Annotated in this window: 15 protein-coding genes and 1 tRNA gene; 1 reads left to right on the forward strand and 15 read right to left on the reverse strand. The window is 71.8% G+C overall.

All coding sequences use genetic code 11. The features are described 5' to 3' along the window. Nucleotides 1-12: 12 nt before the first annotated feature. Complete coding sequence (locus ACIBEF_RS03190; RefSeq protein WP_396790718.1) at nt 13-828, reverse strand: Bax inhibitor-1/YccA family protein; 816 nt, start codon at nt 826-828, stop codon at nt 13-15. Between the two features lie 106 nt (nt 829-934). Next, nucleotides 935-1,015: transfer RNA gene (locus ACIBEF_RS03195), tRNA-Leu, on the reverse strand. Nucleotides 1,016-1,116: 101 nt separating this feature from the next. Between ACIBEF_RS03195 and ACIBEF_RS03200 the strand changes: the two genes are divergently transcribed. Then, nucleotides 1,117-2,976 (forward strand): hypothetical protein, encoded by a 1,860-nt coding sequence (locus ACIBEF_RS03200; protein WP_396790720.1) that lies wholly within the window; start codon nt 1,117-1,119, stop codon nt 2,974-2,976. Between the two features lie 110 nt (nt 2,977-3,086). Here the strand turns inward: ACIBEF_RS03200 and ACIBEF_RS03205 are convergent, their stop codons facing one another. The 13 genes from ACIBEF_RS03205 to ACIBEF_RS03265 form a co-directional block, all read right to left on the reverse strand. Beyond that, on the reverse strand, nt 3,087-4,418 hold the full coding sequence (locus tag ACIBEF_RS03205) for an NAD(P)/FAD-dependent oxidoreductase (protein ID WP_145787284.1): 1,332 nt from the start codon (nt 4,416-4,418) through the stop codon (nt 3,087-3,089). A gap of 102 nt (nt 4,419-4,520) precedes the next feature. Beyond that, the gene (locus ACIBEF_RS03210; RefSeq protein ID WP_396790723.1) at nt 4,521-5,081 is read right to left on the reverse strand and encodes a hypothetical protein; all 561 of its coding nucleotides are present in this window, start codon (nt 5,079-5,081) and stop codon (nt 4,521-4,523) included. Nucleotides 5,082-5,189: 108 nt separating this feature from the next. Beyond that, nucleotides 5,190-6,632 carry a DUF58 domain-containing protein gene (locus ACIBEF_RS03215; protein ID WP_396790725.1) on the reverse strand — a complete coding sequence of 481 codons (1,443 nt, stop codon included), beginning with the start codon at nt 6,630-6,632 and terminating at the stop codon, nt 5,190-5,192. Next, nucleotides 6,632-7,639 carry a MoxR family ATPase gene (locus ACIBEF_RS03220; RefSeq protein WP_091394243.1) on the reverse strand — a complete coding sequence of 336 codons (1,008 nt, stop codon included), beginning with the start codon at nt 7,637-7,639 and terminating at the stop codon, nt 6,632-6,634. Before ACIBEF_RS03220 ends, ACIBEF_RS03215 begins: the two co-directional genes overlap by 1 nt. Beyond that, the gene (locus ACIBEF_RS03225; protein ID WP_396790727.1) at nt 7,639-8,223 is read right to left on the reverse strand and encodes a hypothetical protein; all 585 of its coding nucleotides are present in this window, start codon (nt 8,221-8,223) and stop codon (nt 7,639-7,641) included. Before ACIBEF_RS03225 ends, ACIBEF_RS03220 begins: the two co-directional genes overlap by 1 nt. Next, the gene (locus tag ACIBEF_RS03230; protein WP_396790729.1) at nt 8,220-9,005 is read right to left on the reverse strand and encodes a DUF4129 domain-containing protein; all 786 of its coding nucleotides are present in this window, start codon (nt 9,003-9,005) and stop codon (nt 8,220-8,222) included. Before ACIBEF_RS03230 ends, ACIBEF_RS03225 begins: the two co-directional genes overlap by 4 nt. 22 nt (nt 9,006-9,027) lie before the next feature. Next, the gene (locus ACIBEF_RS03235; RefSeq protein WP_396790731.1) at nt 9,028-9,741 is read right to left on the reverse strand and encodes a uracil-DNA glycosylase; all 714 of its coding nucleotides are present in this window, start codon (nt 9,739-9,741) and stop codon (nt 9,028-9,030) included. A 19-nt stretch (nt 9,742-9,760) separates the two neighbouring features. Next, nucleotides 9,761-10,447 (reverse strand): dienelactone hydrolase family protein, encoded by a 687-nt coding sequence (locus tag ACIBEF_RS03240; RefSeq protein ID WP_396790733.1) that lies wholly within the window; start codon nt 10,445-10,447, stop codon nt 9,761-9,763. A 199-nt stretch (nt 10,448-10,646) separates the two neighbouring features. Beyond that, nucleotides 10,647-11,357 (reverse strand): hypothetical protein, encoded by a 711-nt coding sequence (locus ACIBEF_RS03245; protein ID WP_396790735.1) that lies wholly within the window; start codon nt 11,355-11,357, stop codon nt 10,647-10,649. Nucleotides 11,358-11,487: 130 nt separating this feature from the next. Continuing rightward, entirely contained in the window at nt 11,488-12,513 is a 1,026-nt protein-coding gene (locus ACIBEF_RS03250; protein WP_396790737.1) for an HAAS signaling domain-containing protein, read from the reverse strand. Further along, nucleotides 12,510-12,842 carry a PadR family transcriptional regulator gene (locus ACIBEF_RS03255; protein ID WP_088986312.1) on the reverse strand — a complete coding sequence of 111 codons (333 nt, stop codon included), beginning with the start codon at nt 12,840-12,842 and terminating at the stop codon, nt 12,510-12,512. Before ACIBEF_RS03255 ends, ACIBEF_RS03250 begins: the two co-directional genes overlap by 4 nt. Before the next feature lie 166 nt (nt 12,843-13,008). After that, entirely contained in the window at nt 13,009-13,950 is a 942-nt protein-coding gene (locus ACIBEF_RS03260; protein WP_396790849.1) for an exopolyphosphatase, read from the reverse strand. 22 nt (nt 13,951-13,972) lie between these two features. Continuing rightward, entirely contained in the window at nt 13,973-15,013 is a 1,041-nt protein-coding gene (locus ACIBEF_RS03265; protein ID WP_396790739.1) for an ArsR/SmtB family transcription factor, read from the reverse strand. Between the last annotated feature and the right edge of the window lie 82 nt (nt 15,014-15,095).

A 15,095-nucleotide genomic window follows, 5' to 3' on the forward strand; every position in this document is an offset into this window, starting at 1 on the left:
GTGCGGACGAGGTCAGTCGTCGCCCTGGAAGTAGCTCAGCAGGCGCAGGATCTCGATGTAGAGCCAGACCAGGCTGACCAGGATGCCGAACGCGGCAGTCCAGGAGTAGCGCTGGGGCAGGCCCATCCGGACGCCGTCCTCGATCTCCTTGAAGCTGAGCACGAAGCTCAGCGAGGCGACCACGATGCAGACCAGGCTGAAGCCGATGGCGAGCGGGCTGCCGTCGCGCAGGCCGGTGTTGACGCCGAACAGCGCCAGCACCAGGTTGATCATCATGACCGCGAAGAGGCCGACCATCACGGCGATCATGCCCTTGACGAAGGCCGGGGTCGCCCGGATGACCTTCGCCCGGTAGAGCATCGCCATCAGGAAGAAGATGCCGAAGCTGGCTGCGGCGGCCTGGAGCACGATGCCGTCGTAGGCCGTCTCGAACGCCTTGCTGACCATGCCGACGAAAACACCCTCGACGACCGCGTACGCGATCACGAGCGCCGGGTTGGCCATCCGGGAGAACGAAATGATCAAGCCGAGCACCAGGCCGACGACCGCCGCGCCGATCCAGGCGGTCCCGACCAGCGCGTCGGGCACGAGCACCCAGGCGGCCGCGGCGGTGATGCCGAGAATGCCGAGCAGAGCGACCGTCTTGACGACCACGTCGTCGACGGTCATCGGCGCCACAGTGGGTGGCGCGGCCGGGTAGTCGGCCTGGGACGGGTACTGCTGGGGAATGCCGGGCTGTCCGTACGGCCCGGCCGGGGCGTACCCGGCGGAGCGCTCCCGCTCGGCCGCTTGGCCGAGCCGGGCGAGCACCGGGTTCGAGGTCTTCACTGTCTGGCCTCCCTCAGGGGGTCGTGTGCACGTGAACGTGCCCTCCAAGAGTAAACGGCAGAGCCAAGTCCTGGAGATCACGAATGAGAATGTGTGAGTCGACCGGTGCCCGGGGCGGGGGTCGAACCCGCACGCCTTTCGGCAGCCGCTTTTAAGGCGGCCGTGTCTGCCTTTCCACCACCCGGGCGAGTGGCACCGGCGCGCCGACACGCCTGGTGCAGTGTCACCGTAGCCGGTCTACGGCGACCCGGCGTACCCCGCCGGCCTGGCCGCATTAGGGTCGATGCCGTGAGCAGCGCAGCCCCCACGGCCCCCGACGCCGCCCCTGAGCAGGCATTCCGCCTCGCCGATCGGGCCAACCGCCGACCCCGGGCCACCCGGCTGCTGGCCTCCGTCCGCCGCCACCGGGCGGATCTGCTGGCCGCTCTGCTCTTCGCGGCGCTGGCCGGCTGGCTCACCCACGGGCTGTGGCCCGACCCGGGCGGCCGCATCCTGGCGCTCAACCCGGAGGACCAGACCCTCTACGAGTGGTTCCTGGCGGTGGACGCCCGCGCGCTGCTCGGCGACTTCGACCTGCTCACCGACCGGCTCAACGCTCCCGACGGCGTGAACCTGATGGCCAACACCACAGTGATCGCCCTCGGCATCCTCTTCGCGCCGGTCACCCTGCTGCTGGGCGCGCCGGTCACTTTCGCGCTGCTCGCCGCCGGCAACCTCGCCGGCACCGCACTCGCCTGGTACCTGCTGTTCGACCGGACGCTGCGCGTCCGCCGGCTGGCCGCCGCTCTCGGCGGCGGGCTGTGCGGATTCGGACCCGGCATGGTGTCGCAGACGAACAGCCACCTGCACATGACCGCCCAGTGGCTGGTGCCGGTGATCGTCTGGCTGGTGGTCCGGCTGCTGCGGGCGGCCGACCCGGGGCCCGGCACCCCCGACGAAGCCGGCAGTACCCGGGCCACCGGGCCGGACCGTCGGCGACTGTTCACCTCTGCCGCGGGGCTGGCCGGCGCGGTCAGCGCGCAGGTCTTCATCGGCGAGGAGGTGCTCTTCCTCGCCGCGATCACGCTGCTGGCGATGGCGATCAGCTACGCCGTGGCGGACCGGGACCTGGCCCGCCGGGCGCTTCCCGGGTTCGCCGGCGGGTTGGCGATCGCCGCCGGGCTCGCCCTGCTGGTGCTCGGCTATCCGCTGTGGTTCCAGTTCGCCGGGCCGCAGGGAGTCGCCGACGGGATGTTCACCCCTGCCTACTTCTCCGCCGACCTGAGCAGCTGGTGGACGCTCTCCCCACTGTCGGTGGCCGGCAGCGACGAATCCGCCCGGCTGACCACCGGGCCCGCCGAGTACAACACGTTCCTCGGCTGGCCACTGCTGCTGGTCGCCGCGGTCTGCGCGATCTGGGCCGGGCGGCGCCGGCTGGTCTTCGCCTGCGTCGTGGCGGGCCTGGTGATGGGGGCGCTCTCGCTCGGCCCGGAGGTGGTGCTCGGCGGCACCAGGACGGCGGTCCCCGGCCCGTACGCCCTGATCGGAGGGCTGCCGGTGGTGGACGGGGCGTTGCCGATGCGGTTCGCGCTGGCGTTGCTGCCCATCGTCGCCACGCTGCTGGTGCTCGCGGTCGACCGGGCCCTGCGCACCTCCGGCCGGGCGCGGCGGCTGGTGCCGCTGGCCGTCGGCGCGGCGCTGCTGCCGATCTTCCCGACCCCCCTGCCGACCGCCGGACGACCCGCCGTGCCGGAATTCATCACCGGCGGCCACTGGCGGCAGTGCGTACCGCCGGGCGGGGTGCTGGTCCCGGTACCACTGCCCACCCCGAAGGAGCCCTGGCCGATGCGCTGGGCGACCGCCGCCGACGCCGGTTTCGGGCTACCGGAAGGCTTCTTCATCGGCCCGTACGGGAGGGGCGGCGCCGCGGCGATGGGCACCTTCAAGCAGCCCACCTCGGCACTACTGGCGGATGTCGCCCGCCGGGGTGACCAACCGGCCATCGGTGACGAGCAGCGCCGCCAGGCCGTCCGCGACGCGGACTTCTGGGGCGCCTCCTGCGTGGCGCTCACCGACGAAACCCCTCACGCGGACGCCCTGCGAGCAACCCTGGAACAGCTCTACGGCCCGCCCACCCGCATCGCCGACGCCTGGACGTGGCGGGTCTAGACCAGCCAAAACCCCGCCGATCTTGCACTTTCTGTCCGGACAAGACGCACCAGAAGGCGCATCACGGCATCCGGAAGTGCAAGATCGACGGGGTTGGCGTCTGTCTCTGGTCAGACGCGGGGCGCGCCGACCGGCTGGGAGGCCTCGACGAACTCCTCGCGCGGGTCGTGCAGCTGGCCCAGGGCGACCACCTCACGCTTGAGGAAGAACGCCAACGACCAGTCCACCACCACGCGGACCTTCCGGTTGAACGACGGGATCCGGCTCATGTGGTACGTCCGGTGCATCACCCAGGCCGGCCAACCGGTCATCTTGATCCCGTACACCTGGGCCACGCCCTTGTGCAGGCCGAGGCTCGCCACGCTGCCGACGTGCTTGTGCTTGTAGTTCACCGGCTCGCGACCCCGGATCACGGCCGCGATGTTGTCGGCCATCCGGGCGGCCTGACGCACCGCGTGCTGAGCGCTCGGCGAGCAGAAGTTGCCCGGCTCCTTGGTCAGGTCCGGCACGGCCGCGCAGTCCCCGGCGCTCCAGGCACCCTCGAGCACCTGGTCACCGTCGACCACCTGGAGCGTGGGCAGGCAGGTGATCCGTCGACGGTCGTCGCGCGGGAAGTCGGTCGAGTCCAGCATCGGCGACGGCTTCACACCGGCCGTCCAGACGATCGTGTCAGAGCGGAAGCTGTCACCGTCGGAGAGCTTCACCACCCCGTCGACGCAGGACTCCAGACGGGTGTCCAGCCGGATGTCCATGTTGCGCTTCATCAACTGCTGCACGGTGTACGCACCCATGTCCCGGTCGACCTCGGGCAGCACCCGCTGGGTGGCCTCGACCAGGACCCAGCGGACCTCGTCCTGCTTGAGCTCCGGGTAGTACCGCAGGGCGTCGCGAGCCATGTCCTCCATCTCGGCGAGCGCCTCGATGCCAGCGTACCCACCGCCGACGAAGGTGAAGGTCAGCGCCGAACGGCGGACGTCCGGATCCGGCGTGGCGGCCGCCACGTCGAGCCGATCCAGCACGTGGTTGCGCAGGTAGATCGCCTCGCCGATGGTCTTGAACCCGATGCCCTGTTCGTGCAGGCCGGGGATCGGCAGGGTGCGGGAGACCGAACCCGGGGCCACGATCACGTGGTCGTAGGTGATCTCCCGGGCCGGGCCGCTGATCGGCTGCACGGTGGCCACCTTGCGGTCGTGCTCGATCCGCGTGACCGTGCCGGCCACCATCTTGCACCGGCGCAACTCCCGTCGCAGCGGCACCACCGAGTGCCGCGGGGAGATGTTGCCGGCCGCCGCCTCGGGCAGGAACGGCTGATAGGTCATGTGGGGTTGGGGGTCAACCACCATGACCTCAGCCTCACGGGAGCTGAGCTTCTTCGACAGGCGCAGCGCCGCGTACAGACCGACGTGCCCTGCACCAACCACAAGGATCCGCTTCGGATTCACGTCGTCTATCTTTCCCCGGCCGGCTCAGGTAATCCCGCTCGCGGCCCCCATCTGTGACGGAGCACAACCCATGTGACCTGCGTAACCCTCGGATCGCAGTGGTCACCGACGCCGCAGGAGCCAGCCCAGCAACACTGCCGTCCCCACCGCCACCAGCAGCCCCAGCACTGTCACCCACTGGTATCCGGCACCCCCACCCGTCCCCGCCGCCTGCAACAACAGCACGCCGAGGACTGCGGAACCCAACAGCACGGCCGACGACCGCACCAACCACCGGGTGATCAACTCGGGGTCCACCATCGCGTCATAGGGCAACAACGCGGCCAGCGCGCAGAGGGTGTGACCCAGGTAGAGCAGGGCCGCGACGGCGAGCAGCCGCCAGAGGGCGACCGGACGGCCGTACCCGTCGGTGGCGAGCAACCAACCGCCCACCGTGACCAGCGCCGTGAAGGTCGTCCAGACCTTGCGCGGCCCGAACGCGGGCAACAGGGCGGCCACCGCCAGGAAGAAGATCGACCGGCCGGAAAGCACCTCCGCGGGGAACGCCAGAGCAAACCCGGCAAACACGATGACGAAGATCCCCACCCGGACCAGCAGCGGAGCCACGCTGACGCGAGCGACGGCGTACTGCGCCGCCCGAACCCGCTCCACCAGAGCGCTCACCGCACCCGCCTTCCGCTCGCGACTGCGGGGCTCGCAAGCTCACTCCTCGCGCTCACCGCACCCGCCTTCCGTTCGCGACTGCGGGGCTCGCAAGCTCACTCCTCGCGCTCACCGGCCACCCACCCTTGGGGCCGTCGCCAACCGGGCCACGTCCCGCAACACCTGGTCCAGGCTGCCGGCACCGGCCCAGCGCACCACCGGTACGCCATGCTCCCGGAGCTGCCCGATCATGGTCTCCCGGTCCAGGCGCCACAGCCGGTACGCCACCTCGGCCCAACCCCGGTCCTTCGGCGACGCCAGGTCGGTCGGCAACGTGTCGACCGCCACCACGAACCGCCCACCACGGGCCAACCGGGCGAGCATCTGCGCCGACCGTTCGTCCAGCAGTGGGGTGAGCACCACCACCAACGCGTCCGACGAGAGCAACTGCGGGCCGAAGACCTGGTCGTACGGTTCGTGTGCGGACGCGTGGACCCGGACATCGAGCAACCACTCCAGGACGGTCAGGTACTGCCGCCGCCCGGCGGCCGGCCGGAGCCGGCGGGCGGACGGCCCGTACTCCAGCAGCGAGACCCGGTCACCACGGTGCAGGTAGTGCTCGGCGATCGCGGCGGTGGCCCGAACCGTGGTGTCCAACACCGAGGCGGCACCGTCAGCCCCACCGGAGCGGCCCGCCTCGGCGAGCACGTCGAGCAGCACCACCACCTCCGCGTCCCGGTCGGAGAGAGTGGCGGCCACGTGCAGTTGCCGGGCCCGCAAGGAGACCCGCCAGTCGACCCGGCGAAGCCGGTCACCGGGAGCGAAGACGCGTACGCCGGCGAGTTCACCGCCCTCTCCCGGTCGGCGAGAGTGGTGCGCCCCGACCAGGCCCGCGGCGCGGGGCATCGCCTCGACCGCCTCGAACGGCTCGGTACGGGGGTACACCCGCACCCGTACCGGCTCGGTGATCACCGCCCGGGAGACCAGCAGACCCCCGGCCGTGGCGACCCGCGCACCGGCGGGGCCGACCGGGTGCCGGCCCCAGCGCAGGGCCTTGCCGGCCAGCTCCAGGTCCACCGCCGCGCCACTCGGCACCGACGTCACGAACGGTCGGTCCGCGACGGATCGGCGCCTGCCGTCGCCCGGCGCCGTCGCACCGGTTCCCGGGGTGGCGCTCGGCTCCCCGTCGTCGGCGGTCTCGTCGCGGGCGAAGCCGGCCCGGTCGATCCGCAGCCACTGCGACACCCGGGTACGCGTCACCACCAGGTCGTAGTCGACGGTGTCCGGGTTGCCGACGCTCACCGCCGCAGCCACGTCACCGCCCTCGACCAGCGGCCCACCGTCACCCTGGGTGATCCACACCTGCGGCAGTGCGGTGGGTCGTCGACGCAGCGCGTACGCGGTGCCCAACGCGAACGGGGCGGCGAGCACGATGAGGTCCACCCGGCCCAGCAGCACCCCGGCCACCAGCAGCAGGCCGGCGAGCAGCACCGCGCGGCCGAGCGCCGGGGTGGGCGCCCAGCCGGCAGCCGGTTCCGCCTCGGTGGCCGTCGGCACTGTCGGTCCGGTCATCAGTGCCGGGGCCCGCCGGCGGCGTAGCTGGGCAGCGCGCCGCTGGCCGGGGCGGGAGTCGCCTCCAGCACCTCGCCCACCACGAACGCCGGGTCGACCCGGCGCAACCACATCTCCGGACGCAGGGTGATCCGGTGAGCCAGGGCGGGGGCCGCCACCGACTTGACGTCCTCCGGCACCACGTAGTCCCGTCCTCCGAACACCGCGCGGACCCGGGCCAGCAGCAGCAGCGCCAGCGAACCGCGAGGGGAGGCGCCGACCAGCACCGACGGGTGCTCCCGGGTGGCCGCGGTGAGCGACACGATGTAACGGCCGATGGAATCCTCCACGACCACGTCCTCCAGTGCGGCCTGCATGGCCCGCAGCGTCGCCGCGTCGACCACCGCCTTGATGTCCGCCTCCTCCCGGCGACGGCTCATCCGACGGCGCAGCACCTCCCACTCCTCTTCGTGCTGCGGGTAACCGAACGAGACCCGCAGCAGGAACCGGTCCAGCTGCGCCTCCGGCAGCGGGTAGGTGCCCTCGTACTCGATGGGGTTGGCAGTGGCCAGCACGTGGAACGGCTCGTCGAGCTTGTAGGTCACACCCTCGACCGACACCTGCTTCTCCTGCATCGCCTCCAGCAGCGCGGACTGGGTCTTCGGCGGCGTCCGGTTGATCTCGTCGGCGAGGAGCAGGTTGGTGAAGACCGGGCCGGCCCGGAAGGTGAAGTCACCGTTGCGCTGGTCGTACAGGAAGGAGCCGGTGACGTCGGCGGGGAGCAGGTCGGGAGTGAACTGCAACCGACGGAAGTCCAACCCGAGGGCCTGGGCGAACGAGCGGGCGGTGAGTGTCTTACCGAGCCCTGGCAGGTCCTCCAGGAGCACGTGCCCGCCCGCGAGGATGCCGGCGAGGACCAGCTCCAACGCGTCCCGCTTGCCGACCACGACAGTGCCGACCGCGTCCAGGACCGCCCGAGCCAGGTGCCCGACCTCGGCGGGGGCAATGCTCCGGTCCACGTCGTTCATCAGATGCTCTCCAGTTCGGCGACGATCACCGCGAGATCGCGCGGCGACGGGGTGCGGCGAGGCGGGGTCTCCAGGAACGTCCACAGGCGGTCACCCAGCAGGACGCGGGCGCGGGCGGGATCCGACTCACGGGTGACGCCGTGTTTCAGCCGCATCCGCTCGTCGGCCAGTTCACCGATCCGGGGCAGGACCACCTCGGTGAAACGTTCGGTTCGGTTCGACGACCAGTCCAGGGGCCGTTCCCACTGGTTGATGGCGCCACGGAGCGCGTCCCGGGCGTCCCAGTTGTAGCTGCCGTCCTCCTCGCCCGCGCCGGCCCGGCGAGCCGGCGGCGGCGGAGGTGGCGGCGCGAGCAGGGCGGTGACCCGGCGGACCGCCAGCACGGCGAGCACCCCGGCGATCAGTACGGGAAGCGAGACCTGGAGGCCCACCGCGCGAAGGCCGACCAGCAGGACCGCGACCAACGCGGCGGCCCACGCGAGCGAGCGCAGCACCGGACGCCATCGGGACGGGCGCGCCTGCGGACCGGCCGGCGCGGCCTCCTCCTCGAACGCGAGCAGATCGTCGATGCTGGTGCTGCTCATGAGGTCACCGCCGCGGTGAGCTCTCCGCGCAGCCGGCCGAGCGCGGCGCGGGCCTGGTCCCGGGTGCGTTCGCCGACCGGGTGGGTGGCGTAGCGGGCCTCCCGGTAGACGTGCGCGAACTCGGCCAGCACGTCGGTGCTGGCGATAGCCGGCACGCCCGCCGCCGGGTCACCCTGCAACAGTCGGCTGACCAGGTCGGTGGGGGTGTCCCCGGCGAGCCTCGGCACACCGGCCGCGGCGGCGGTCTCCTCCAGGCGCACCCAGCAGGCGATCACCGCCACCCGGGGGTCGGTGTCCCGGTCGTCGAGCTCCACCAGGCCGGCGTCGAGGGCGGCGACCACCTCACGGGCGGTGCCCTCGGCGGTACGGCGGGCCCGCTGCGCGGGTAGTGCCCGGGTGGTGCGGCGCAGCGCTCCCCGGATCAGGACCCAGCTGAGGTAGCCGAGCGCGGCGAGGATGGCCAGACCGAGCAGGACCACAGCCACGGTGCCGACCCACTGCGGGATGTGCGCCTGGGTGGCCTCGCCGGCGTCGCGGGGCTCGATCGGGATGGACGGCGACGGCTCGACCGTCGGGTACTCGGGAACCCACGGCACGTTGTCCGCGACCGGCGGGATGCGACTGGCACCGATCGACGAGTGGGCGGACGCCAGCGCGGCACCGGCGAGCAGGACCGCGACCGCACCGACCGGCCACCACCGGCGCAGCAGGCCGAGCACCGGCCGCAGCACACCCGGCTCGGCGGACGGTCCCGGTGTGGGCGGGCGTGTTCCGTCTGTCATCGCCACCACCCCACGCGTCGCCTCAGTCCACTCCGGCCAGCTGTTTGGCCTGGCCGAAGACATCGTCCAACATCTCTGGTGTCAACCGCCCGGTGAAGGTGTTCTGCTGACTGACGTGGTAGCAGCCGAGCAAGTCCGGGGCGTTCGTGCCGGACCAGTGTGCCCCATGACCGAACGCCGGTCGCGGGCTGGGCGGGCGCTGCCCGTACACCGCACGCAGCACCGGCCACCACGCGGCCCAGGCGAACGCGCCCAGCGCGACCACGACCCGCAGCGTGGGCCGGATCAAGGTGACCTCGCGGTGCAGCCAGGGCGCGCAGGTGTCCCGTTCCAGCGGGGTCGGCTTGTTGTCCGGAGGCGCACACCGGACGGCCGCGAAGATCCGCAGGTCGCGCACCGTGAGCCCGTCGTCGGCGGCGACGCTGGTCGGCTGGTTGGCCAGCCCGGCCCGGTGCAGCGCGGCGAACAGCACGTCACCCGAGCGGTCACCGGTGAAGATCCGGCCGGTGCGGTTGCCACCGTGCGCCGCGGGCGCCAACCCGAGAATGGCGATCCGGGCGTCACCGGTGCCGAAGCCCGGCACCGGTCGACCCCAGTACTCCTGGTCGCGGAAGGCGGCCCGGCGGGTGCGGGCGACCTCCTCCCGCCACTGCACCAGCCGCGGGCAGGCGAAGCAGTCGCTCACCGCCGCGTCGAGGTCGGCCAGGTCGGTCGCCCGCGCTGCGCGGGCGACCACCTGTGCCTGGGTACGCGTCTCAGCCAAGCTTGGCCCGGAAGAGTTCCAGGGTGCGGGCCCAGGCGCTGGCAGCGGCGCGCTGGTCGAACGCCTCCGGCCGGTCATCGTTGAAGAAGGCGTGCGAGGTGCCCGGGTAGTCGTAAAGGTGGCAGTCGCCGCCGGCCTCCTCGATGGCCCGCCGGGCGGTCTGCACGCCCTCGGCGGCCGAGGTGCCGTCTTCTTCGGAGCAGTGGATGACAGCCGCCTTGCCGGCGTAGTCGGCCCAGTCGGGACGCATCGACTCCCACGGCAGCACGGGATAGAAACCGGCGGTCGCGACGATCCGCTCGGAGATGGTCGCCGACCAGAGGGCCAGGCTGCCACCAGCGCAGAAGCCCACGGCACCGACCTTACCGGTGACCTCGGGCCGCCCGGCGAGATAGTCGGCCGCTCCGGCGATGTCCTTCGCCGCCTCGTCCATCCGCATCGCCAGCAGGAGCCGCTGCGCCTCGTCCGGCTCGCTGGTCGCCTCACCGTGGTAGAAGTCCGGGGCGAGGGCGACGAAACCGGCCTCGGCGAACCGGTCCGCCACCGACCGGATGTGTGGAACCAGACCCCACCATTCCTGAATGACGATGACGGCGGGGCTGGCCGTGCCGCTGGCGGGTATCGCGAGATACCCCTCGCTCGCGCCCCCGTTGCTGCGGTAGCTCACCATTTCGCCCATGGGCCGTCCTCCTAGCGGTCAGTCATCGTTGGCTGGTCGCCCAGTGGTCCTACGTGCCGGTAGCCTGCCACGCCACGCGGCCCTCGGGAAGACGCCGGAACAGTGGCATTCACCTCCTGTTCGCACCCCGGTGACCCCGGGTACGCCGACGGCGGCGGGGTCTGCTCCCGCCGCCGTCGATGTCCAGCTACCGCTGTGGTCAGACCTTCTTGGTCAGGCAGAGCACGTAGCCCGTCTTGCCCGGCTCGATGCTGGAGAAGATGTAACCCTCCTGGCCCTCCTTGAAGAACTGGGTGCAGGCGGTGTCGGCCTTCGCCTGCGCCTCGCTCTGGCCGTCCACCCGACCGACCACGTTGTACGCCGCGTCGGTGGAGGTGCACGCCACGACCTTGGCGCCGTCGACCTCCTCCTGCTCGGTGCCGGTGACCTCGGGCAGCTCGGCGATACAGTCGCCGGTCTTGGCGTCCGCCGTCGCGTCCTTGTTGAAGAAGTTGCCGATCGCTGAGGCGACACCGAACTTCAGGCCGGCGATGACGACGACGGCGAGGATCGCACCGACGATGCCGAGGACCTTCTTCGCACCGGACTTCTCCGCCTTCGGCTCGGTCGCCTGCGACGTCTCGGCCGCCTGGGTCTCGGCGGCTTGCGGCGTCCCGGTCGCCGGCGTGCCGGCCTCTTGCGGCGTCGCGACGGTCTGGGGCGTCCCGGCCGGCTGCGGCGTCTCGGCGGCTTGGGACGCCTCGGCGGCTTGCGGCGCCTCGGCGGCTACAGGCGTCGCGGCGGCCGGCTCCGGCTCGACCGACCGCTGCTGGGGCACGGCAGGCTGCGGCGCGGCCGCTTGCGGCGTCTCGACGGCCGGCTCAGGGTTTGCGGCGTCGGGCGCGGGGGGCGGTGCGACCTGCTCTGGCACGGGGGTTCCTTCCGAGGGGTTGATGAGCAGACGACACCGTAACGATCATTGATTTCCGGTGCCGTCCCGCTCGCCTCGTCCGTTCAGCCATTTCCCAGCATCACCCACATGATCCAGTTCACACCGTGGTTCAGCTCGTCGGGGTGGGGGTTGGCGTTCCGCTCGACGGCACGCCGGTGGCCGTACCGGTCGGCAGCGGTGGCCCGGTCTGCCCGGCCGTGCCGCTCGGCTCCGGTGGGCTGGTCGGGTCCACCGTGCCGCTCGGGTCCGGGGTGGTTGTCGGTGACAGCGCCGGGAGAGGCGCGCCCGGCGCACGTGGCACGAAGGGCGCCTGCTCCGGACAGTACGGGTACGCCCGCAGCGGCTGTTTCATGTAGGCGTCTTCCAGGCAGTCCGGGTAGCCGAGCCGGATCGGATTGCCGTTCTGGTCGAAGAGCCGGGCGTTCTCCACCAGTCGGCCCTCGCTGTCGTAGACGAAGACGTCCCGGACCCGGTCGTACTGGCTGTCGACAGCGGTCGGGTCGTAACCGTAGTCGCCGTAACGCATCCGGTCCTCGGCCTGGATCAGCGCGGTGAACGCGAAGACCACCAGCACCATGCTGGCGACCCGCACGGCCGAGCGCGGCCAGCGGGTCAGCTGGGCCGAACTACGACCGATCCAGATGGAGCCGAGCACGAAGCCGATCAGCATGATCAGGCCAGCCAGCAGCTCACCGCCGAACCTCGGCAGGAGCCCGAAGTCGCCACCGGTGGTGATCACGGTGACCAGCATCGCCGCCAGGTAGCCGCGCAACACCCACCAGGCCGGGCGCAACAGTCGGAGGAAGTCGCTGGCCGTCTCGTACCCCAGAGGTGGGCCGAGCCGGGTGTCAACGGTGCGCAGCCGGCCGCGGACCCGGGCCATCGCGCTCGCCACCCGCTGGTCGAGGTTGCGCCCGCTGCCCGGTGCCGCGCCGGCCGCGGCGCGCAGCTCGGCGGCGTACGTCTCGGGCTCGCCCAACCGCTCGACCAGGGTGCCCTCGGACTCGGCGGCGACCTCGGTGAGGTGGTCGGCGAGATCCTCGGTCAGCTCGTCGCGTTGGCCGGACGGCAGGTCGGCCAGAGCGGCCCGGACCCGCGTCACGTAGTCGGTGATCTCCTGCTCCGCGACGGTCATGCCGCCAACCCCCGATCGTCGAGCAAGGTGTCCATTGTGGTGGCGAACGAGCGCCAGAGCTTGCCGGAGCGGGTCAGCTGGTCACGCCCCGCCGCGTTGAGTGAGTAGTACTTGCGGTGCGGGCCGGATTCGCTCGGCACGACGTAGGTGGTGAGCAGGCCGGCGGCGAAGAGGCGGCGCAGTGTCCCGTAGACCGAGGCGTCACCGACCTCCTCCAGGCCGGCCTCGCGCAGCCGGCGCAGGATGTCGTAGCCGTAACCGTCCTCCTCCCGGAGCACGGCCAGGACGGCCAGATCAAGCACGCCCTTCAACAACTGTGTGGTGTCCACGCATTGCACAGTAGTGCGCAATGCGCAGTAGCGTCAACGAATTCGCCCCGACACGCCGGCCGGGGCGCGAGGCCCGCGCAATAATGATCGACTCGGTTTTCAGGAAGTGCGGGCCATCCGAGACGCTCGGACACCGCGTTTCAATGAAGGCGAGTCGATCAAGCCGTTAACGCGTGGTCGGCTGGAGGCTCCAGGCGATGCCGTCCAGGATGTCGTGCTCCGAGGCGACCACCGACGGCATCCCGGCCCGCTCCATGATCACGCGAAGCACGAGCGCACCGGCGCCGATCACGTCGGCGCGGCCGGGGTGCATCACCGGGTTCGCCAACCGCTGCGCACGGGTCTGACCCAGCAGCTCCGCGGTCACCCGGGCGACCTCCTCGTACGACACCCGGGCGTGGTGGATGCGCTCCGGGTCGTACTCCCGCAGGCCCTGCGCGAGCGCGACGACAGTGGTGACCGACCCGGCGAGACCGACCAGGGTGGCCGCCTCGCGACCGGGCACCACGGCGAGCGCCCGGTCCACCACCGCGGCGATGTCGGCCTGCGCTGCCGCGACCTGCTCCGGCGTCGGCGGGTCACCGGACAGGTGCCGCTCGGTCATCCGGACGCAGCCGATGTCCACCGAGATCGCCGACCGCACCCCGGCGGCCCGGTCACCGACAACGAACTCGGTGGAACCACCGCCGATGTCGACGACCAGGAACGGCTCCTCGGCATCGGCAGGCAGCCCGCGCACCGCGCCGGTGAACGACAGCCGGGCCTCCTCGTCGCCGCTGACCACCTCGGGCGCGACACCGAGAGTGGCCCGCACCATCTCGGTGAAGTCGGCGGCGTTGGCGGCGTCGCGGGAGGCCGAGGTGGCACACATCCGCACCCGCTGCGCGCCCAGCTTCTCGATGTCCGCGGCGTACGACGCCAACGCCACCCTGGTCCGCTCGATCGCCTCCGGCGCAAGTCGACCGGTGCGGTCCACGCCCTGCCCCAACCGGACGATCTCCATCCGCCGGGTCAGGTCGACCAGCGGTGCCTGCGGCCCGGCCGCAGCGTCGGGCAGGTCGGCGACCAGCAGTCGGATCGAGTTGGTCCCGCAGTCGATGGCCGCCACACGCGTCGTCACGGCAGCAACCTTACGGCAGGACGGGCGGCCACCCGGCGGCTTGGTTGGCTGTGGGCCACGACTCGCCCAGGTCGCCCGACGGGCCCCGCAACAACTCCAGACCGAGCGAGGTCAGGTGGTGTCGGACGGCCCCGCCCTCCCGCTCGCTGGTCACCAGACCGGCGGTCCGCAGCGCACGGGCGTGCTCCGAGGCCGAGGAGAGACTGATCCCGACCGCTCGGGACAACACGGTGGTGGTCAACCCCCCGTCGGTCGCCAGTCGGCGCAGCACCAGCGCCCGGGTGACGCCGAGCAGTCGACCGAGGGCATCGTCGTCGGCGGGAGCCCCGCGCGCGGGCATGACCACCGGGTAGACGAGCAGGATCGGGTAACCCTGCTCGACGAGCACCCGGGGCCGCGGCCCGGCCAACGGTGAGGGCAGCAGGATGATCCCGTGGCCGGTGCCGGGAAGATCGCCGTCCCACCACGTCCGTACCTCCAGCACCGGCTCCCGCCACCGGATCCCCGGGTGCAGACCGGCGAAGAGGCTGGCCAGGCCATGCTGCGCCAGCCGCTGGCTGGCGAATGTCACCTGCTGACGGTACGCGGACACCAGCTCGGCCCAGTGCGGTTCGAGCACCGCGTCGAACCAGGTCCGCACGGCCCCGCCGAACAGGTCCAGCACCTCCGGGTCGGCCGCCGCGAACCGCCGCCGCAGCGGGCTGGCCGACGTGTCCGCGTACGCGAGGGTGACCTCGGCGCGGACCCGCCGCGCCGGGGTGGCCCGGATCGCCTCCAGCCCGGCCTCGACCGACTCCAGGCCGTCGAAGGGAGTGACGAAGTCCGGTAGACGTCCCCTATCGGGCAGCAGATGCCGCAGGACCGCGGTGGCAGCTTGAGCGGCAGCTGTGCCCTCGGCCGCCGCCACCCGCTCGGCCAGGGTCGGCGCCATCGCCGCGACCGTGGGATCGCGCAGCCACTGACCAGCCAGCAGCGCGATCCCGACCGGATGCAGCCGATCGGCGAACCGCACCCGGCACAGGTCGGCCGACCCGAGCCGGAGTCGAAGCATGGCAACAGCCTGCCTGCCTTCGGCCAGGACCGAAAGGGTTGATCCGCGGCTGAACGATCTCCAGTGTGGACCGCGAGGTCGA

The organism is Micromonospora sp. NPDC050795, assembly GCF_044456785.1.
Lineage (GTDB): Bacteria > Actinomycetota > Actinomycetes > Mycobacteriales > Micromonosporaceae > Micromonospora.